Annotated in this window: 20 protein-coding genes; 15 read left to right on the top strand and 5 right to left on the bottom strand. The window is 58.4% G+C overall.

What is annotated here, in order from left to right; all coding sequences use genetic code 11:
- The first annotated feature begins 37 nt into the window (after positions 1-37).
- From betC to ACR0AG_RS08615, 4 genes are read left to right on the top strand one after another with little or no spacing between them, the layout of a single operon-like run.
- Complete coding sequence (gene betC, locus ACR0AG_RS08630; protein WP_480837888.1) at positions 38-1579, top strand: choline-sulfatase; 1542 nt, start codon at positions 38-40, stop codon at positions 1577-1579.
- Positions 1576-2370, top strand: coding sequence for an SDR family NAD(P)-dependent oxidoreductase (locus ACR0AG_RS08625; RefSeq protein ID WP_480837887.1), 795 nt, complete (start codon positions 1576-1578; stop codon positions 2368-2370). The genes betC and ACR0AG_RS08625 overlap by 4 nt, the downstream gene beginning before the upstream one ends.
- A 13-nt stretch (positions 2371-2383) precedes the next feature.
- Positions 2384-3163: an SDR family NAD(P)-dependent oxidoreductase gene (locus ACR0AG_RS08620; protein WP_480837886.1), complete on the top strand. Its 780-nt coding sequence runs from the start codon at positions 2384-2386 to the stop codon at positions 3161-3163.
- On the top strand, positions 3163-4101 hold the full coding sequence (locus tag ACR0AG_RS08615) for a 3-hydroxyacyl-CoA dehydrogenase NAD-binding domain-containing protein (protein WP_480837885.1): 939 nt from the start codon (positions 3163-3165) through the stop codon (positions 4099-4101). The genes ACR0AG_RS08620 and ACR0AG_RS08615 overlap by 1 nt, the downstream gene beginning before the upstream one ends.
- Before the next feature lie 9 nt (positions 4102-4110).
- Here ACR0AG_RS08615 and ACR0AG_RS08610 read toward each other — a convergent pair whose 3' ends face one another.
- Genes ACR0AG_RS08610 through ACR0AG_RS08590 form a run of 5 tightly spaced genes read right to left on the bottom strand, consistent with a single transcriptional unit; the run spans position 4111 to position 7371 of the window.
- Positions 4111-5484 carry a DUF4384 domain-containing protein gene (locus ACR0AG_RS08610; RefSeq protein ID WP_480837884.1) on the bottom strand — a complete coding sequence of 458 codons (1374 nt, stop codon included), beginning with the start codon at positions 5482-5484 and terminating at the stop codon, positions 4111-4113.
- Entirely contained in the window at positions 5484-5894 is a 411-nt protein-coding gene (locus tag ACR0AG_RS08605) for an ExbD/TolR family protein (RefSeq protein WP_480837883.1), read from the bottom strand. Before ACR0AG_RS08605 ends, ACR0AG_RS08610 begins: the two co-directional genes overlap by 1 nt.
- The gene (locus tag ACR0AG_RS08600) at positions 5891-6319 is read right to left on the bottom strand and encodes an ExbD/TolR family protein (RefSeq protein WP_480837882.1); all 429 of its coding nucleotides are present in this window, start codon (positions 6317-6319) and stop codon (positions 5891-5893) included. Before ACR0AG_RS08600 ends, ACR0AG_RS08605 begins: the two co-directional genes overlap by 4 nt.
- 11 nt (positions 6320-6330) lie before the next feature.
- The gene (locus ACR0AG_RS08595) at positions 6331-6951 is read right to left on the bottom strand and encodes a MotA/TolQ/ExbB proton channel family protein (protein WP_480837881.1); all 621 of its coding nucleotides are present in this window, start codon (positions 6949-6951) and stop codon (positions 6331-6333) included.
- Between the two features lie 3 nt (positions 6952-6954).
- Complete coding sequence (locus tag ACR0AG_RS08590; protein ID WP_480837880.1) at positions 6955-7371, bottom strand: hypothetical protein; 417 nt, start codon at positions 7369-7371, stop codon at positions 6955-6957.
- Between the two features lie 122 nt (positions 7372-7493).
- On the opposite strand from ACR0AG_RS08590, the gene ACR0AG_RS08585 reads away from it, so the two are divergent.
- The 11 genes from ACR0AG_RS08585 (at position 7494) to ACR0AG_RS08535 (ending at position 19833) form a co-directional block, all read left to right on the top strand.
- Positions 7494-7739 (top strand): hypothetical protein, encoded by a 246-nt coding sequence (locus ACR0AG_RS08585; protein WP_480837879.1) that lies wholly within the window; start codon positions 7494-7496, stop codon positions 7737-7739.
- Between the two features lie 56 nt (positions 7740-7795).
- The gene (tssA, locus tag ACR0AG_RS08580; protein ID WP_480837878.1) at positions 7796-8827 is read left to right on the top strand and encodes a type VI secretion system protein TssA; all 1032 of its coding nucleotides are present in this window, start codon (positions 7796-7798) and stop codon (positions 8825-8827) included.
- 66 nt (positions 8828-8893) lie between these two features.
- On the top strand, positions 8894-9409 hold the full coding sequence (gene tssB / locus ACR0AG_RS08575) for a type VI secretion system contractile sheath small subunit (RefSeq protein ID WP_170574844.1): 516 nt from the start codon (positions 8894-8896) through the stop codon (positions 9407-9409).
- A 3-nt stretch (positions 9410-9412) separates the two neighbouring features.
- Positions 9413-10909: a type VI secretion system contractile sheath large subunit gene (gene tssC, locus ACR0AG_RS08570; RefSeq protein WP_170574843.1), complete on the top strand. Its 1497-nt coding sequence runs from the start codon at positions 9413-9415 to the stop codon at positions 10907-10909.
- Positions 10910-11003: 94 nt separating this feature from the next.
- Complete coding sequence (locus ACR0AG_RS08565; protein WP_480837877.1) at positions 11004-11498, top strand: Hcp family type VI secretion system effector; 495 nt, start codon at positions 11004-11006, stop codon at positions 11496-11498.
- A 78-nt stretch (positions 11499-11576) separates the two neighbouring features.
- Positions 11577-12398 (top strand): type VI secretion system accessory protein TagJ, encoded by an 822-nt coding sequence (locus tag ACR0AG_RS08560; RefSeq protein ID WP_480837876.1) that lies wholly within the window; start codon positions 11577-11579, stop codon positions 12396-12398.
- Positions 12391-12885: a type VI secretion system baseplate subunit TssE gene (gene tssE, locus ACR0AG_RS08555; RefSeq protein WP_480837875.1), complete on the top strand. Its 495-nt coding sequence runs from the start codon at positions 12391-12393 to the stop codon at positions 12883-12885. The genes ACR0AG_RS08560 and tssE overlap by 8 nt, the downstream gene beginning before the upstream one ends.
- Positions 12886-12890: 5 nt before the next feature.
- On the top strand, positions 12891-14768 hold the full coding sequence (gene tssF / locus ACR0AG_RS08550) for a type VI secretion system baseplate subunit TssF (RefSeq protein ID WP_480837874.1): 1878 nt from the start codon (positions 12891-12893) through the stop codon (positions 14766-14768).
- Positions 14732-15802, top strand: a complete 1071-nt coding sequence (tssG, locus tag ACR0AG_RS08545; protein ID WP_480837873.1) for a type VI secretion system baseplate subunit TssG — start codon at positions 14732-14734, stop codon at positions 15800-15802. Before tssF ends, tssG begins: the two co-directional genes overlap by 37 nt.
- A 2-nt stretch (positions 15803-15804) precedes the next feature.
- Positions 15805-18522 (top strand): type VI secretion system ATPase TssH, encoded by a 2718-nt coding sequence (tssH, locus tag ACR0AG_RS08540; RefSeq protein WP_480837872.1) that lies wholly within the window; start codon positions 15805-15807, stop codon positions 18520-18522.
- 63 nt (positions 18523-18585) lie between these two features.
- Positions 18586-19833 carry a hypothetical protein gene (locus ACR0AG_RS08535; RefSeq protein WP_480837871.1) on the top strand — a complete coding sequence of 416 codons (1248 nt, stop codon included), beginning with the start codon at positions 18586-18588 and terminating at the stop codon, positions 19831-19833.
- The last annotated feature ends 6 nt before the right edge of the window (positions 19834-19839 follow it).

The raw sequence follows: 19839 nt of genomic DNA, 5'->3' as shown, positions 1-19839 counted from the left end.
GTACCAGCACATGCTGGCAGGATCACGGAGGGTCCAGATGCCGCAACACCCCAATATCGTCATCATCATGGCGGATCAGCTTGCGCCGCATTTCTGCGGGGCCTACGGGCACAAGGTAGCCAAAACCCCGCATATCGATACGTTGGCGGAGCGCGGAATGCGTTTTGACGCGGCCTATTGCAACTCGCCCTTGTGTGCGCCGTCACGGTTTTCATTCATGTCCGGGCAATTGATCAGCCGGATCGCGGCATATGACAACGCGTCCGAGTTCAAGGCCTCGGTGCCGACCTTTGCGCATTACCTCAAGGCGCTAGGCTATCGTACTTGCCTGTCCGGAAAGATGCACTTCGTCGGGCCCGATCAAAAACACGGGTTCGAGGATCGTTTAACCACCGACATTTACCCGTCCGATTTTGCCTGGACCCCGGATTGGGAAGCCCCGGATGAGCGGATCGATAAATGGTATCACAATATGCAGACGGTCAAGGAAAGTGGCGTCGCGGTGGCCACGTTTCAGACCGATTACGATGATGAGGTTGGATTTGCCGCGCGGCGGTGGCTGATTGACCGGGGTCGCGATCAGGCCGCAGGCGATGACGCGCCCTTTGCCATGGTCGCCAGTTTCATCCACCCGCACGACCCTTATGTAGCCAAGCCCGAGTGGTGGGATCTCTATTCCGATGAAGACATCGCCCTGCCGGATTTCACCCTTTCGCCAGCGGACCAGGACCCGTTTTCGCGCCGCCTGATGGACGGGATTGAGGCCAGCTATGTGCCTCTGACGGATAAGGAAGTGCGCCGCGCGCGCCGCGCCTATCTGGCAAATGTCAGCTATTTCGACAGCAAGGTCGGTGAAATCATCAAAACGCTGACGGAAATGGGCGTTTTGGACGACACAATCGTAATCGTGACCGCCGATCATGGGGATATGCTGGGTGAGCGTGGTTTGTGGTACAAGATGAACTTTTTCGAACCCTCGGCCCGCGTGCCCCTGATCATGGCAGGGCCGGGGATCGTGCAGGGGGCAGCTGAAAATGCATGTTCGCTGGTTGATATGCTGCCTACGTTGATCGACATCGCGGGTGGCGATGCCTCAATGCTGGGAGAGCCCGTCGACGGGCGCAGCCTGATGCCTCTGGCGCGCGGTGAAGCGGACCCTGTCGATGAGGCAATTGGCGAATACTGTGCCGAGATGACGCCCAGCCCTGTGTTCATGATCCGACGTGGCGCTTTGAAATACATTCACTGCGACGCGGATCCCCCGCAACTTTTTAATCTGGCGCGCGACCCGCAGGAAAAGAACAACGTCGCATTGGATCCGGCCTATGCACAAGCCGCCGACGCGTTCGCGGCCGAGGTCGCGCAGCGTTGGGACAGCGCACAAATGCGCAACGCGATCATTGCAACGCAGCGGTCCCGACGCGCGTTGCATGCCGCGATGGAGGCCGGCGCGGGAGAGGCGTGGGACTATAACCCGCCATCGGATGCCTCTCAGCAATATGTGCGCAACCACATGGACTGGACCCTGGCCGCGGCCAGATACCGATTTCCGCCGCTCAAGGAAGGACAGGATGAATGAAATTGCAGGGTAAATGCGCTCTGGTCACCGGAGGGCGCGGCGGAATTGGCCGCGCGATTGTCGCGCGTTTTTTGCGTGAAGGCGCCACGGTTTATGCCGCTGACCTGAGCGAACAGGGCTCGCTGGCCGAACATGACGATGACGGCAGCCGGTTTCTGCCCATGGACGTGGCGGATGAAGGGGCTGTGAAGGCCGGTATGAACAAGGTACAGGCCGATTGCAGCAAGTTGGACATTCTGGTCAACGCGGCAGGGATCGAGATTGAAAAAACAATCGAGGATACCTCGCTTGAGGAATGGAACCGTTCTTTTGCGGTGAACTGTACCGGCACGTTCCTGACGTCAAAATACGCCCTGCCTTTGATGCGACAGGCGGCCCGGTCCTGCACCAGTGCGTCGATCATCAATTTTGGTTCATATGACGGATTTATCGCGGATCCCGGGCTGGCGGCCTATTGTGCCACCAAAGGTGCCGTTCACGCGCTGACCCGCGCGATGGCCTGCGATCACGGGCCCGAAGGCATCCGTGTGAACGCCATTTGCCCCGGATATATAGACACGCCGATGCTGCAGAGCTTTTTTGAAGGCGACGGCTCGGGTGCGGGCGGCAAGACCATCGGGCAATTGCAGCAAGCGGTGCGGGACGTGCACCCGATGCGCACCTATGGCACGCCCGAAGACATCGCCAATCTGGTCAATTGGCTTGCCAGCGACGAGGCGCGTTATGCCAGCGGACAATTGTGGGTTCTGGACGGCGGCCTGTCGGCCCAGGTCCAGCAAATGAAGCTCTGACAAGGGGGGCGCCATGCAGGTCATAACTTCAAACCCGGGCGAACGGGTTGAGAAATCGGCAATTGTCACCGGTGGAAGCCGCGGTATCGGCCGCGCCATTGTGGATCAACTGGCAGCCGAGGGATATTCGGTTGCCACCTGTGGACGAGGCATGCGACCCGAGGATCTTGATGAACAGGTCCTGTGGCTGACCGCCGACGTATCCGTCCCCCATGATGCCGAATATATCGTGACCGAAGCGCGCAAGGCCTTTGGCACCCTAGTTGTATTGGTCAACAATGCTGGGGTTCAGGTTGAAAAAACCGTTGCGGATAGCAGCGATGAGGATTGGGATCAGGTCATCAACGTGAATTGTCGCGGTGTTTTCAACATGTGCCGCGCCGTTCTGCCCCAGATGCAGGATACAGGCGGGAACATCATCAATATCGGGTCGATCTCGGGCGTTGTCTCTGACCCATCCATGGCGCTTTACAATGCGTCCAAGGCCTTTGTGCATGGCCTGACGCGTTCGATTGCGGTGGACCATGGGCCAAAGGTGCGATGCAATGCGATCCGGCCGGGCTGGATCATGACAGAGATGGCCGAGGATGCGTTTGCACTGGCCGATGACCCGGACCGCGCGATGGCGGATGCTCTGGCGCGCCATCCGGTTGGCCGGTTCGGAGAGCCGCAGGACATCGCCAATCTGGTGACGTGGCTGGTATCGGACAAGGCCTCTTTTGTCAGCGGCGAGTGCTTCACGGTTGACGGTGGTATGACCGCCGCATCGCCCCTGAACCCGGGGTTGTTCTGATGCTTGGTTTTCCCCATACCGCCTGCCTTGGTGGTGGTGTCATCGGGTCAAGCTGGGCTGCTTTGTTCCTGGCTTCGGGCCGTTCGGTTGCGGTCTATGATCCCTCACCAACGATAGAGAAATCGGTGCGGGATTACGTCCAGATGGCATGGCCCACTCTGTCTGAACTCGGCCTGACAGAACACGGAACACCGGATGCGATCACTTTTCACAACAGCGCCGCCGAGGCAGTTGAAGGCGCGGATTTTGTGCAGGAGAACGTGCCAGAACGGCTGCCGATCAAGCATGCAACTTTTGCCGAGATTGAACCGGTTCTGAAGCCCGATGCGATCGTGGCAAGTTCAGCATCCGGGCTGATGCTGGGCCAGATGCAAGAAGGATGGACCAACCCGGCGCGTTTTGTTCTGGGTCACCCGTTCAACCCGCCGCATCTGATTCCGCTGGTCGAGCTGATGGGCAACGACAGAACCGAGGCAAGCGCCGTTGAGGGGGCTGAACGTTTCTATGAATCGCTTGGAAAAACCACCATTCGCGTGAACAAGGAAAAACCCGGCCATGTCGCCAACCGCTTGCAGGCCGCTTTGTGGCGCGAAGCGATCAGCCTTGTGATCGAAGGCGTGGCCAGTGTTGATGACGTCGATAAGGCGGTTTGGGCCGGGCCTGGTCTTCGCTGGGCGGCGATGGGGCCTACAATGCTGTTTCACCTCGGCGCAGGGCAGGGCGGTCTGGCGGGTTTTTGTGATCACTTCTCAGACACGTTCAACGGGTGGTGGGACGATATGGGCGAGGTCCATCTGGACCAAGACGTCACCGATCAATTGGTCGCCGGGATAGAGCGGGCGGCCAATGGGCAATCCGCGGCTCAGATGGCGGAGAAACGGGATGCGTTGATCCTAGCGATGCAAAAGGCAACTGCACCTTTGCGCGACAAAGGGTGAGGAACCTGCTTAACGCTCCGCGGTGGTTATGAAGAAATAAACCCACTCTCCCTTGAAATCCTGCGACCTGGCGCGTGCCTCGGCAACCCGGGTTTTGAGGAATTGCAGGTAAGGTTCTGCCGGTTCGACTAGAGGGCGCGGGTCGTCGAACAAAGGTTCTGACGCGGCAAATGCCACGGCGATTTCCTGTCCGTAGGGGGGACCGATTGTAATAAACAGACCGGGATCGCCCTGATTTTGCGCGCCCACGCGCAGCGCGGATTTGGCAGGCACCAATTCCAACGGCACCGAGTCGTTCGGGCTGAGATGGATTACCTGTCCGTCGGCATCGAAATAATCGACATAAATAAAGGCGTCATAATCTGCACCCGTCAGTTCCAAGACCAGTTGTTGCCCCTGCGTGTACTTGAAGGCGCGGGCATGGACGTCTTCGCCCACCAAAAGCGGGTTGGTGATCTGGTCGGTGGATTGGGGCAGGCCGACATTCCCAATCCCGCTCAGCGCGCCGCATTGCGGGCGCGGCAGGATCAGCAGGTTGTCGGCAACCCGGATGTTGTTGCCCATTTGCGTCTGCAGAGCCTGCAACACAGGGGCACGCAGCCCGTCTTCCGGGATATGCCCGATCAGTTCAAGCGTGTTGGTTTCCGGCTGGAACTGCACCTGAAGGCGCGCGCAGGGCACTTGGTCCAACAGCCCGTCGATCCCGTCGCGCAGGTCCTGGGCGCTCTGCCCGGCATTCTCGGGGTTCATGAAGCTTTGAAACGCCGCCAGGCTGACCGGATCGATGGTGGACCCATCGCCTGCCGAAAACACGTCTGACGCTTTGGCAACCGGGATGTCAGGGACTGTTTGGGTCAAAGCCACGGGCTCTGCTTCAAGCGCCATGGCGACCTGCGTTGTGGGACGGGCAAGTGCCACGGCCTGAGTGGGGGCAGGAGTCACCGACAGGTTCTCGGCTGCAACCGGTGTCGAGGAAACGGTTTGAGGGCTGGCGCTGATGGCTGTCGCAATCTGAGCCGTGGCCTCAACTGCGGCGATCTGCGCCCCGGGTTGCTCAACGGCTGCAACGGCAAGCCCCTCGGGCTCTGCTGCGGTCAGTTCCTGTGTGGGCGGCGGTGTCTCGATCGCTTGTGAGCGGGCGATTGTGTTTGCGCTCAGCCGGGACCCTTCGGCGTTTTCTGTCTCGGCGGCTTCAAGCTCTGGCTGCGCCTCTGCCGCTTTGCTCTGCTGGACCTGATGAGCCGACAACTTCATCTGCGTTTCGGGGACCGGCTGGTCATTCACAGGCTCTGGGTCTACGGACCAGATCAATGCCGCGCCGACAGCGCCATGCAAACCAAGTGAGCACAGCCCGGCAATCACCCATGTCAGCGGCGACCGCATCAGGGGCCCTGCCCGGGCGGAGTGACAACGAGTACGACATCACGCGCGCCCAAAGCTTCGAACTGCGCGATCAGGGGCAGAATATCGCGCAGAACTGCTGAGTGATGGGCATTGATGCGGATCAGAACATCGGGGTCTTCATTCATCGCTTGTTCAATCTGAGCCGGCACCGCATCGCGGCCCAGACCGATCCCGTCCAGGGCCAAATCGCCAGACGCGCTGACGGACAGGGTGATGCCGCCTGCCGGCATGTCTGCGCCGGTCTGGGCCACCGGGGGCGTGACCTCGAACGGGGCGGTGGCATCCATGCGCCCGATCAGCATGAAGAAGACCAGCAGGAAAAAGACGACATCGATCAGGGCGATGATCGTTTCGGGCTGATTGCGCGGGGCGGGGCGGGTGATCCTCATGGCGCGCCCTCCAACCGGACCACGCGCATGTTTGTGATGCCTGCGCGCGTCACCAGATCCATCACGGTGACCAGCGCCTGAATATTTGCGCTGCCTGTGGGCAGGATAATGACCTGGGTGGCCGGGTCCTGTTCGATCTGATCTAGCAAAAGGCGGGTCAGGTCTTCGGCCTGAAGCGCACGACCGCGATAATAGGGGGCGCCATCGGCGCCGACGCGGATCAAAAGAGGGGCTGTCGCCTCGGTGCTCGATACGCCCTGCGCCGGGGCATCGGCCCGCGACAGGGCCGGGATCATGTCGAGGTTCAGATAGGTCGAAGTGACCATGAAAAAGACCAGAAGGATCAGCATGACATCAATCATCGGCACGAGCGATATGAGCGCGCGTGCCGGTTTACGTCTGCGCAGGCTGAGTTCGCTGGACATGACCGATCCCATCACTGCGCGCCGCGTTCCTCGATCACCATCAATCGACCAACGGCATCTTCGATGGATTGTGCCCCGGTCTCGGCCCGACCGGACAGAAGCGATGCGCCTACGGCTGCCGGAATTGCTACCAGCAAACCGGCGGCGGTTGTCAGAAGCGCCTGCCAGATACCACCGGCCAGGACGGATGCGTTGGCCGCACCCTGTGCCAATTCCAGTTCCTGAAACGATTGGATCATCCCGGTGACGGTCCCAAGCAGACCCAGCAAGGGCGAGATCATGGCGATCAGCTCAAGCACTCTGATCCAAGTGGTCATCGCCGCGAATTCTTGATTCCCGCGCCGCGTCAGTTCCGCCATCAATGCCGGGCCCTTGAACCCATCGATCAGGGCCTGCATGGCATAGGCGCATACCCGGTCGGCTGGCGCCTTGCCCGCAGCGACCGCAGCTTGCGCGGGCGCCCGGTCGCCGTTGGCCCACTGAACGAGGGCTGCGTCGCGCGTGGCGATCCCGGATCGTACAGGCGCGAGTTGAATGATCTTGACGACGATGAGGGTCAGAGACAGCAGTGACAACAAGCCAAGTACGGCGATGATCGGGCCACCGGTGCCCAGATTTTCGATCCCCGGCATGATCTACTGCGCCAGTCTTGCTTCGGTTTTGCTGCCCAGTGTCAACAGCGGGAAGCAATCAATCGGGTCGGCATTCTGCGGTTTGCACGCCGGTAGATCATGCAGAAGAACTTCGGAGATATTGGTGCAATCGATTTGCGGTATCTCGAACAGCTTCAAAACCGTGCGCTGTACCGGCAGCGGAGAGGCGTCGATAGACAACAGGCGATCGATCACGCCGTTTCCATCCAGAACCGCAAGGGACATTTCAAAATTTTCAAAGCTGTTGTCGGTGCGATTCCGGAACAGAAAAAAGGCTCGGCAGCCGCCTTCCTCACCGGGTTCGAACTTGTTCAGTTCTATGGATAATTTGCCCTCATCCGCCAGCGCAGCCCAGGCTGAGAATAACAGCGCAATCACGCTAATTATGCCATTTCTCATCGTTTTTTCCCCCTTGTTCCCTTACGTCATCCTGCTCAACTGTTGGACGAGTTCAATTGGTAATTGGTAAGATGACACACACGTTTGTTGCCACAAAAACCCGCGATCTGAGTGACGCTTGCATGATCATTGCAGGTTCGGGTCTCGTCAGCAAAGACGAAAAAGCAGGCAAGCCCGCTTTTGTTGCTGAAACTCGGGATGAATTGTGCGCTGCCGTCGTCTTTCAGGAAAATATGGTCGAGGCGAATAGGTTTGACTTTAATGACCCGGTGCGGCTGATTAAGCACATAAGCGATGTACAAATCGCAGAAGTTTTGCCACCTTCACAGGCGTGTGAATTAATTCATACACAAAGCTGCAGAAGCTGAGATAACGAAGAAAAAACAAAAGCTGGCAGCTGAAAAAAGTAGGCATTGGGGAGAACATGGATCTAACAGCATATATAGAACCCAGGGCGGATGAGCCTCCGAGTGGTGAGAACATGGAGTATGATCCAGAGTTCACCGACCTGGAGATTGCCGCACAACCAGGTGAAGAGCGCCAGATGGGCGACGAGGTTGTTGCCGCGCAAGAACAGGACTGGGGCGACGTCGAATCAAAGGCGCTGGTCGTCATGGACAAAAGCCATGATGCGCGCGCCGCCGTTTTTCTGGCCGAGGCGGTCTTGCACACCAAAGGGCTGCCTGCCTTCGCAGCTTCCGTTGAATATGTGAAAACACTGTTGGAAGACTTTTGGGATACCTGTCATCCAGAGCTGGACGAAGATGATGGGGACGCCACGATGCGGATCAACGCGGTGCGTGGTTTGGCCTCGACGGATCGGATCGTTCGCGCTTTGCGGCGCACCGCCCTGACCGACAGCCGCACGTTTGGACGTATCAGTCTGCGTCACCTGGATGTGGCAGAAGGCCGGATCAACATGCCTGCGGATATGGACGACGCCCCGGATTCGACAAGCGTTGGGGCTGCCTTCAAGGACACGGATGAAGAGGTGCTGACCCAGAACGCCCAGGCGGTGTCGCAAGCGCTTGACCATGTTGCTGCGATTGATGCGGTGTTCAGCGAAAAAACGCCGGGTGAGGGGCCTGATCTTGATCCCTTGATGACCGCGCTGAAAACCATTCAGCAGGCGATGGCAAAATACGCGGATGTTGGCGAGGTTGAGCCCGACAGCGCCGACGATGGCGATGGGTCCACTGCCGCGCCCGCTCAGGCGGCGGCTGCCGGGGCAACAGGTGGGGGTGCGATCAATACGCCCAATGATGTGACCATGATGCTGGACCGTATCATGGACTACTATGCGCGGTGCGAGCCTTCGAGCCCGCTGCCGATCATACTGGAAAGGGCAAAGCGCCTTGTTAATGCCGATTTTCTGACGATTATCGAAGATATGGCGAAAGAAGGTCTGGACGAAGTCCGCCAGATTGGCGGTCTCAAAGAAGACGACGATTATTGATCCTGTCCGGCGGTGCCGGGCAAAGGGTTGAAAAGAAACACTGATGGATGAATCGAGGAGCATCAGATGGCCGATAGTTCACAAAAATTCATAGCCCGTAACAGGGCACCGAGGGTTCAGATCGAATACGATGTGGAGCTTTATGGTGCTGAGAAGAAAGTTCAGCTGCCGTTTGTCATGGGCGTCATGAGCGACCTTGCAGGCAAATCCGAAGTGGAACAGCCCGCGGTTGCAGATCGCAAGTTCCTTGAGATTGACGTCGACAATTTCGACGACCGGATGAAGTCGATGGCTCCGCGCGCGGCGTTTACCGTGCCGAACACGTTGACCGGTGAAGGCAACCTGGCGGTCGATATCACCTTTGAAAGCATGGATGATTTCAGCCCCGCTGCGATTGCCGCCAAGGTCGAGCCGCTGAAAGAGCTGCTGGATGCACGCACACAGCTGTCCAACCTGATGACATATATGGACGGTAAAACCGGCGCCGAAGACCTGATCGCAAAGGTCATGCAGGATCCCAGCCTTTTGAAAACACTGGCAGCGCAGCCCAAGCCGGGCGACGAAGCGTCCGAGGAGGAATAAGAGATGGCCGAAGAAGAAGCCCAAGTCGAAGCCGCAGAAGGCGCAACATCCTTTGGATCGTCAGATTTCGAAGCCCTTCTGACCAAGGAATTCCGTCCCAAGTCGGATCAGGCGAAAACCGCTGTTGAAAGTGCTGTCAAGACACTGGCCGAGCAAGCTTTGGCCAATGCCGGACTGATTTCGGACGACGCGCTGCGGTCGATCGAAGGTATCATCGCCGAGATCGACAAGAAGCTGACCGAGCAGGTCAACCTGATCCTGCACCACGAAGACTTCCAGCAGATGGAAAGCGCGTGGCGCGGTCTGCATTATCTGGTGAACAACACCGAAACCGACGAGATGTTGAAAATCCGCGTGATGAACATCTCGAAAAAGGACATGCACAAGACCCTGCGCAAGTTCAAAGGGACCGCATGGGATCAGTCGCCGATCTTCAAAAAGCTCTACGAAGAAGAATTCGGCCAGTTCGGTGGTGAGCCTTATGGTTCGCTGGTGGCGGATTATCACTTTGACCACAGCCCGCAGGATATCGAGCTGCTGGGCGAGATGTCCAAGATCGCTGCCGCAGCCCATGCGCCGCTGATCACGGGCGCCAAGCCCAGCCTGTTCCAGATGGACAGCTGGTCGGAACTGGCCAACCCGCGCGATCTGACCAAGATCTTCCAGACGCCGGAATATGCGGCCTGGCGGTCGCTGCGTGACAGCGAAGATGCCAAATATGTCGGTCTGGCAATGCCGCGCTTCCTTGGCCGTCTGCCCTATGGCTCCAAAACGGAACCTGTTGAGGCCTTCGCGTTTGAGGAAGACACCAGCGGTGCGACCAGTGACAAGTACAACTGGGTCAACGCAGCCTATGGGATGGCGGTGAACATCAACCGTTCGTTCAAGGAATATGGTTGGTGCTCGCGTATTCGCGGCGTGGAAAGCGGCGGCACCGTCGAAGGTCTGCCGGCCCACACCTTCCCGACCGACGATGGCGGCGTGGACATGAAGTGCCCGACCGAGATTGCGATCTCGGACCGGCGCGAGGCGGAACTGGCCAAGAACGGTATGATGCCTCTGATCCACCGGAAAAACAGCGACTCGGCGACCTTCATCGGCGCGCAGTCCCTGCACAGCCCGGCCGAATATGACGATCCGGATGCAACCGCGAACGCCAACCTGGCAGCCCGTCTGCCATACCTGTTCGCGACCTGCCGTTTCGCACATTACCTCAAGTGTATGGTGCGCGACAAAGTCGGTTCGTTCAAAAGCCGTCAGGACATGGAATCCTGGCTGCAAGACTGGATCAACCAGTATGTCGACTTCAACGCCGACATCTCTGCCGAAGCGGAAAAAGCGCGTAAGCCGCTTGCCTCGGCCGAAGTCGTGGTTGAGGACGTAGAAGGGAACCCGGGCTACTACACGTCCAAGTTCTTCCTGCGTCCCCATTACCAGCTGGAAGGGCTGTCGGTTTCACTCCGACTGGTCTCGAAGCTGCCGTCAGAAAAGGCGGGATAAGCTCTCACACACAAAATGTGGCAGGTGAACTCATTGCCTGCCGCGAAAGACCTAACCCTAAACTTCTGAATTCCAAAACTAGAGGAAACGTAAAATGGAAAATGCATTTGCAAAGATGGACTTCCCGGGCGAAGCCCGCGAAAAACAGCATACCGACTGGATTGCGATCAAGTCTTTCTCTTGGGAAGTTGCCCGTACGCTGGACATGGCGGATATGGGAACCACGCAGCGTGGTTATGCCAACGCCAACTTCGGCAAGGTGACCCTGTCAACTGAACTCAGCAAGGCGTCGGCAAAGCTGATGACCTACGTGGCATCCGGCAAGTCCAACGGTGAAATGATCATTCACCTGTGCCGGGCGGGCGATGATGAGAAGAAAGGCATGGAGCCTTACCTGATCATCACGCTGACCGACGCTATTGTCGACAGCTATTCGGTTGAAGGTGGCGAAGAGTCGATCCCGACGGAAAACTGGACCGTCGCGTATCGCCGTATCTCGATCAAATACAAGATCGCAGACTTCAAGACCGGCAAACTCAGCGACGAAAACGAGTTCCTGTGGAACCTGGAAACCGGCGACGTCAGCTGATTTCGTATCACCATTTGGCTCTGGCGGCATGATCGCCAGAGCCTTTACTGTTTTTTATCCTGACTGCGCGAGGGTTTCATGACGCCGGAAGAGCATCTCAAATCAGGCGATTTGGCGGCCACATTGGCGGCGTTGCAAGACAAGGTTCGCGCCAATCCCGCGGATGCCAAGCTGCGGATTTTTCTGTTTCAACTGCTCTGTGTCATGGGCGATTGGAAGCGCGCCATCACGCAGTTGAAGTTAAGCGCCGAGATGAACGAAGAGGCCACGATGATGGCCAAGACCTATCGCGAGGCCATCATTTGTGAGGTCTATCGCGAAAAGGTTTTTGCGGGTGAGAAAACACCCATGATTTTTGGCGAGCCCGAGGAATGGCTGGCGCATCTGATCGAGGCGCAGAAACTGACCGCAGGCGGACATTTTGATCAGGCCGCCGAATTGCGTGGCAAGGCTTTTGAAGAAGCGCCCGCGACCTCGGGGACTGTGAACGGCGAAGCTTTTGAGTGGATTGCAGACGCGGATATGCGGCTGGGCCCGGTTCTGGAAATCATCGTGAACGGTCGCTATTTCTGGCTGCCGTTCTCGCAGATCGTGCGGCTGGATATCGAAGAGCCCAGCGACCTGCGCGATGCGGTTTGGACGGCTTGCACCTTGACGGTCGCCAGCGGTGGTGAACTGGCGGCGTTGATCCCGACCCGATATGCCGGGACCACCGAACAGGGCGATGATGCTGCACGTCTGGCGCGGGCGACAAGCTGGCAAGATGCAGGGGCGGGCGCCTTCGTTGGTCTGGGGCAACGGTTGTTGACCACGGATCAGTCCGACGTCGCCTTGCTCGACATTCGCGAACTTGTTCTGGACGTGGAGCCTGCGGCCGGGGAAACGGCGGGAGATGGCTGAGAAGACGCTTGCGGAACGTCTGCAGCCTTCCCTTCTGGACCGGCTGACAGACAACGCACCTGAGGACAAGAAAGAAGGCCGCGATGCGCGGGTGATCGATGTCGGTCGTTTGCGCGAGATTATTCAGCGCGATCTTTCGATGCTTTTGAACACAACGGACCAGTCGGATCTGATTGATGAGGATACCTATCCCTATGCCTCGAAATCGGTGCTGAACTACGGCATCCGGGAAACTTCGGGTTCGTTTTCATCTTTGCAACAGGCGCAGCGCATTCAAAAGTCGATCTCCGAGTCAATCGAAGTGTTCGAGCCTCGGATCGTGAAAGGTTCGGTTGCGGTTGACTTGCGGTCTAAAACCCGTTCGGGCGAGATGCATGTCGAGTTCGATATTCGGGCCGTGATGTGGGCACAGCCAATGCCGCTTGAGCTGTATTTGCGCAGCCGGGTCGATGTGACCACTGGCGAAGTTGCGATTGAGCGGAGCTAGGCGGCATGGATACTCGACTGCTCAAACATTACGAAACAGAATTGGCTTTCCTGCGCGAGATGGGCGCCGAGTTCGCAAGCGCCTATCCAAAGATTGCGTCGCGCCTGGGCATGGAAGGGATCGAGGTTGTCGATCCTTATGTCGAACGGTTGCTTGAGGGCAGCGCTTTTCTGGCCGCGCGGGTGCAACTGGAACTGGAAATGCAGTTCCCGACGTTCACCTCGAACCTGCTTGAGATCGTATATCCACACTACCTGGCGCCCACGCCGTCGATGATGATCGCGCAGCTAGAGCCGGATGTGGGCAATGCAGCTTTGAAGGAAGGCTATCCCATTCATCGTGGAACGTCTTTGCGGGCCCATCTTGCCGAAGGTGAGCAGACAGCTTGCGAATTCACGACCTCAGCCGACCTGACGCTTTGGCCGGTCGAAGTGTCTGAGGCCGAATACATTGACGGGCGCGGTGAGCTGGTCGCTGCCGGGGTTGCGCGTGAAACCGATGCAAGGGCTGGCATTCGGTTGCGGCTGCGGCGTACCGATGGCGAGCCGATGGCTGAGCTGGAGATGGACAGCCTTGTTCTGCATCTCGACACGCAAAGCGGCAAAGCCTGGTCCTTGCACGAGTTGCTTTGCACCGAATGCGTTGGTCTGACCGGCAGGTCGACCGACCGTCGCGCCGATTGGACGGTTCGGCTGGACGGTGCTGATGTGCTGCCCAAGGGGTTCTCTGCGGAAGAGGCGCTGCTGCCGACGCCGCGCCAGTCCTTTGACGGGTACCGGCTGTTGCAGGAATATTTTGCCATGCCCGAACGGTTTCTGTTCGTCGAATTGACGGGTCTGAAACCGGCCCTGCAGCAGGCGGCGGGTGAGGATGTCGACATCTACATCCTGCTACGCGAAGGCATGAGCGACGTGGCGCCAGCGATCACTCCAGCGGCTTTTGCCCTGAACGCCGTTCCCGCAGTGAACCTGTTCAAACGCAGATGCGACCGTGTCCACGTCACGCAAACGGACACGCATCATCACATTGTGCCAAACCGCACGGCAGGTCTGGATTATGAGATATTTTCCATCCAGCGCGTGACCGGCATTCAGTCGGAAGACGAAGGCGACATTCGATTCAGGCCGTTTTACAGCGATACGGATCTGACCGCGGCAGGGGACAACCATTCAGCCTATTATACGGTCAAACGGCGGATGCGTCAGCGCAACGAAAAAGAACGTTTGCGCGGTGTGCGGACGTCATATCTGGGGTCGGAAGTGTATCTGACTCTGGTCGACCGGGCCGAAGCACCCTATCCCGGATCTTTGGATCAACTGGCTGTCGAGGCGCTGTGTTCCAATCGCGATCTGCCGATGCTGCTTGCAGCGGGGGGCAGTGACGTGTTTCACCTGCCGGACGGTGGGCCCGTCAAATCCGTGCGCACGCCTGTCACGCCCACACGGCCACACGCAACGCTGGCCCAGGGCGACGCTGCGTGGAAGCTGATCAGCCACCTGAGTCTGAACTATCTGTCTGTTGCGGGCGAAGGCGCGGAAGGTGGTGCGGGCGCGCTGCGCGAGCTGCTGGGCATCTATGCCCCGCTTGGCAATCGAGTGACGGAAAAACAGCTTGAGGGCGTCGTCTCGGTCTCAAGCCGCCCGATTGTGCGACGGATGAGCGACGAAGTGCTCAGCACCGCGGTACGAGGCCTGGAAATCACTCTGGGCTTTGACGAAAGCTTCTACGAAGGCACCAGCGTCTATGTGCTGGGTGCCGTTCTCGAACGGTTCTTCCGCAAATACTCGACGATCAACAGCTTTACCGAAACGGTTCTGAAAACCGAAAAACGAGGAGAGATTGCCAGATGGCGACCAGCGGCCGGTCTGGGCAGGATCATTTGAACCTGCTTGCCGCGCTGGCGGCGGACCCTGAAAGACATCATGTCTTTCAGGCGCTTAGAATTGTTGAAGCGCATTATGCGGATGCGCCCAGGCTAGGTGAATCGCGCAGGCCCCGCGAAGACAAGATCCGTCTTGGTCAGGACGTTTCGCTTGCTTTTCCACCCAATACGCTGACGCGGTTCACACCCGCTACGGATACGCAGCCGGGGCGGTTGAACAACCTGTTCTTCGGGTTCTTCGGACCTCAGGGACCGCTGCCGCTGCACCTGACCGAGTTTGCACGCGACCGGCAACGCAACCATCGCGATCCGACGTTCGTTGCCTTCGCAGATATGCTGACGCATCGGCTGATGAGCCTGCTCTACCGTGCATGGTCTGCGGCGGAACCAGCCCCAAGCTTTGATCGCGGGGATGATCCGTTTGAACAACGCGTCGCAGCATTGGCTGGGTTCAAAGGTCGGAATTACTCGGACAGGGACGAAATGCCCGACATGCTGCGCCGGTTTTTCGCCGGGCATCTGGGGTCGGGCCCGAAGACGGTCGAGGGCCTGATTTCGATCCTGTCCGACTATTTCGGAGTGACCGTCCATCTACAGCAATTTGTCGGCTCCTGGCTCGAGCTTGAACCGGATGACACATGGCAACTGGGCGGGCTCGCGCGTCTGGGTCAATCGACAAGCATTGGCAGCCGCGTCTGGTCCAGGTCGGCCAAATTTCGCATCCGCATCGGACCTTTGTCGCTGGAAGATTACAAACGCCTGCTGCCTGGCGGCGTGTCGCAAAAGCGGCTTGAATCGATCGTTCGCACCTATGTGGGCGACACGCTGGATTGGGAGGTCAATCTGGTTCTGGCCGGTGACGAAGTTCCGCGCGCCTCGCTGGGCGGGACGACACAACTGGGTCACACCAGTTGGATCAAAACCCGTGATGACCCTGATGCAGATCGTCCCGATGCGGACGACCTGATCCTGTATCCTGCCTATATGGCACAAGAATTTGAGGCCGACGCAATGGCCCCCAACGAGAGGTATTGAAGATGACGGAAATCAGCCGCGTTTCGCTGTTTGGCAAGCTGAACAAGCTGGGCTATCAGGCGATCGAAGGGGCCACCGTGTTCTGCAAGATGCGGGGCAATCCTTATGTCGAGGTTCAGCATTGGCTGCACCAGATCCTCAACGGCCAGGACAGCGACATCCACCGCATCATCCAGCACTACGATCTTGATCCCGGCAAGATCGCCTCGGAATTGACGCGCAGCTTGGACATGCTGCCGCGTGGGGCGTCCTCGATTTCGGACCTGAGCGATCATCTGATGGATGCGATGGAGCGCGGTTGGGTCTGGGGCTCGCTGCTTTATTCCGACAGCAAGGTGCGGACAGGGTATCTTATCCTTGGCATGCTCAAGACGCCTGCGCTGCGCAACATTCTGGCCAGCATGTCGCCAGAACTGGCCAAGATAGGTGCCGATGATCTGGCTGACAGCTTTGGTGAGGCCACCGATGGCTCGCCCGAGGACACATTAGGCGCGCAGGATGGCTCGAACGTGGGTGGTGGCGCGGAGCCCGGCGAGGCCAGCGGTGCAATGGCGCCCGGCGCGATGGGCAAAGGTGAGGCGTTGGAACAGTTCTGCACCGACCTGACTGAACAGGCCCGCAATGGCGAGATTGACCCCATCGTGGGTCGGGACGAGGAAATCCGCCAGATCGTCGACGTTCTGATGCGCCGGCGCCAGAACAACCCGATCCTGACCGGTGAGGCCGGTGTGGGCAAAACCGCCGTGGTCGAAGGTTTTGCCCTGCGCATCGCGCGCGGGGACGTGCCGCCAGCCCTGAAAGATGTGCGCCTTCTGGTGCTGGATGTGGGCTTGTTGCAGGCCGGTGCGTCCATGAAGGGTGAATTTGAAAACCGCCTGCGTCAGGTGATTGACGAGGTGCAGGCCAGCCCGACACCGATCGTGATGTTTGTCGATGAAACCCATACTCTGGTCGGCGCAGGTGGTGCCGCCGGAACCGGCGATGCGGCCAATCTGCTGAAACCCGCCTTGGCGCGCGGCACGCTGCGCACCATCGGGGCGACGACTTGGGCCGAATACAAGAAATATATCGAGAAAGACCCGGCCCTGACGCGGCGCTTCCAAGTGGTGCATGTGGAAGAACCCGACATTCCCAAGGCGGTTCTGATGATGCGCGGCATCGCTTCGATGCTGGAAAAACACCACCGCGTGCAGGTTCTGGACGAAGGGATCGAAGCCGCGGTAACTCTGTCGGCTCGCTACATCCCGGCGCGGCAATTGCCGGATAAGTCGGTCAGCCTGCTGGATACTGCTTGCGCGCGGGTTGCAGTGTCTCAGCACGCGGTTCCGGCGGAGGTGGATGACAGCCAGCGCCGGATTGAGGCACTGACCACTGAACTGGAAATCATCGAACGCGATGAGACCGCAGGCTATGACGTTGCCGACCGGCGCGAGGCGGTGAACGCCGCTAAAGAGGCGGAAGAGGCGCGGTTGGCCGAACTCAATGGACGCTGGGAAGCCGAGAAGAAAGTGGTCGAAGAAATCCTCGACCTGCGGGCCAAGTTGCGCGCTGGCGGGCAGGAGGTCGAAGGCACCGGCACTGCCGAAGGCGAAGCCGCGACCGAAGAAGCGCCGGATGCGCAGCCCATCGATCGCGAGGCGCTTTTGGCCGAGTTGAAGGCCAAAAACGCAGAGCTGGAAGAGGTACAAGGCGACAGCCCCCTGATCCTGCCCATCGTCGATCATCAGGCCGTGGCCAGTGTTGTCGGCGACTGGACGGGAATTCCCGTGGGTCGGATGGTCAAGGACGAGATCGAGACAATCCTGAACCTTGAAGATCGTCTGGCTAAACGTGTGATCGGACAGGACCACGCGATGAAAATGATCGCCAAGCGGGTTCAGACCAGCCGGGCAGGGCTGGACAATCCGAACAAACCCATCGGGGTCTTCATGCTGGCAGGCACCAGCGGCGTCGGCAAAACCGAGACCGCGCTGGCTCTGGCCGAAGTTCTCTATGGTGGCGAACAGAATGTCATCACCATCAACATGTCCGAATACCAAGAGGCACACACGGTCAGTAGCCTGAAAGGGGCCCCTCCGGGCTATGTCGGCTATGGCGAGGGCGGTGTGCTGACCGAAGCGGTGCGGCGCAAGCCCTACTCGGTGGTGCTGCTGGACGAGGTCGAAAAGGCACACCCGGATGTGCACGAGATCTTTTTTCAGGTCTTTGACAAAGGGGTCATGGAGGATGGCGAAGGTCGTGTAATCGACTTCAAGAACACTCTGATTCTGCTGACTTCGAATGTTGGCACCGAGATGATCATGGACATGTGCGCTGACCCTGATCTGATGCCAGACCCCGAAGGCATGGCCAAGGCGCTGCGCGATCCGCTGCTGAAAGTGTTCCCGCCCGCATTGCTTGGCCGTCTGGTAACGATTCCCTACTATCCGCTCAGCCCCGATATGCTGGGCGAGATCACCAAACTGCAACTGGGCCGCATTCAGAAACGCGTCAGCCAAGCGCACGGCGTGCCGTTCGAATACACGGATGCCGTGGTCGAGGAGATCGTCAACCGGTGTCAGGAACTCGACAGCGGTGGCCGTATGATCGACGCGATCGTCACCAACACGATGCTGCCCGATATCTCTGCCGAGTTCCTGAAAAGGATGATGGAAGGCGAAGAGGTCTCAAAGGTGGTGATCGACGTGAAAGACAACGATTTCACCTATGGGTTTGACTGACCGAAAAGGTCGGGCCACCCCGCCTATCGTATTTGAAATTTATGCCAGCTGAGGAACGCGCAAATGGCAAAGACAACAGTTACAAAACACAAGTTCTACGTCGTCGATCTGATACGGAAGAAACCGAAGCTCGAATATATCGAGATCCCGAAATACCGCGTCGATGTTTCGTTTGAGATCACGACCAGCGGCAAGCTGAGGAAACCTGATCCGGTTCCCTCGACGGCGCTGAAACGTTTCGAAGCGGCCGGCATGAAAGAGCTGGAACGCTACGAAAAGATCATTACGGAAGAGTCCGTAAAGCTCGACAAGAAGATCGGCGTTTTGATGAAAACGCCGGGCCCCAAGGCGCAGGCGGAGGCTGAAAAGCTGATCCAGGGCGTCAACATGTCGATCAAGAATGCGCTCAATTCGGCAGAAGGCGCAGCGCAGGTCGCGATTCAGAAGCAGATCAAGGTCGAGTCCAACAAGGACAAACTGCTGAAAGAGGCGCGGGTCAAAACCACGCTGAAGGTCACATATACCGCGATCAAGATCAGCCTGAACACCGCGCGCCTTGTTGCATCCAGCGGTGCAGATGCCGATGCCTGGAAACGCATCGCCAAAGACCTGTATTCGTTGGGCAAAGAGCTGCAGCAGCAGCTGAAAGGCGAAGAAAAGCTGCGCAAGGAACTGATCAGCGCGATCCAGAAATATATTGATTTGCGTGGCACCGCGATCATGCAGGCCGCCGAGCGTCAGGGCATAACGGACACTTCGGGTATTTCGGTTAAGCGTCCGATGGAGGCGTTCAAAAAGTTCTCGGATAAACTGCAGGCCATGGGGGATGAGATCAACCTCGACAAAAATGGCAAGCCGAAAGACCCCAAGAAGGTCGCAAAGGACATGCTGGATTTCACCATCAAGGCGGTGTCTTCCTACAACAAGGACGCGGATAAGAAACGTAAGTTCTACCGCGAACACACAACCAAAACCCGCCACAAGGTGGATTCGCTGGGTTTGACGGCGGACAAGCTGATGAAGTCGGCCAAGGCGCAGAAAACGCTGAAGGACGGGATCCGGATCGGTGCCGAATGCATGTCGGTGAAACGCACCGCCAGCGCCGTATCGGCCAAGCTGGAAGAGCGTCAGAAATTCCTGGCCGAGATGGAGTCTCTGATGGTGGCAAATGGGCTGAAGGTGGATGACACCACCTTTGTCGACAAGGTCAAGAACCTGGACAAGATGACCATCATGAAAGAAGCCAAAAACACGGTCACGTCGGTCAAGGGCATCTACAAGCTCGTCGACAAGCTGAACGACGCGATTTGATAAGCG

The organism is Ruegeria sp. H6, assembly GCF_056532975.1.
The sequence above is the reverse complement of the archived record's forward strand: the minus strand, read 5'-3'. Positions and strand labels throughout refer to the sequence as shown.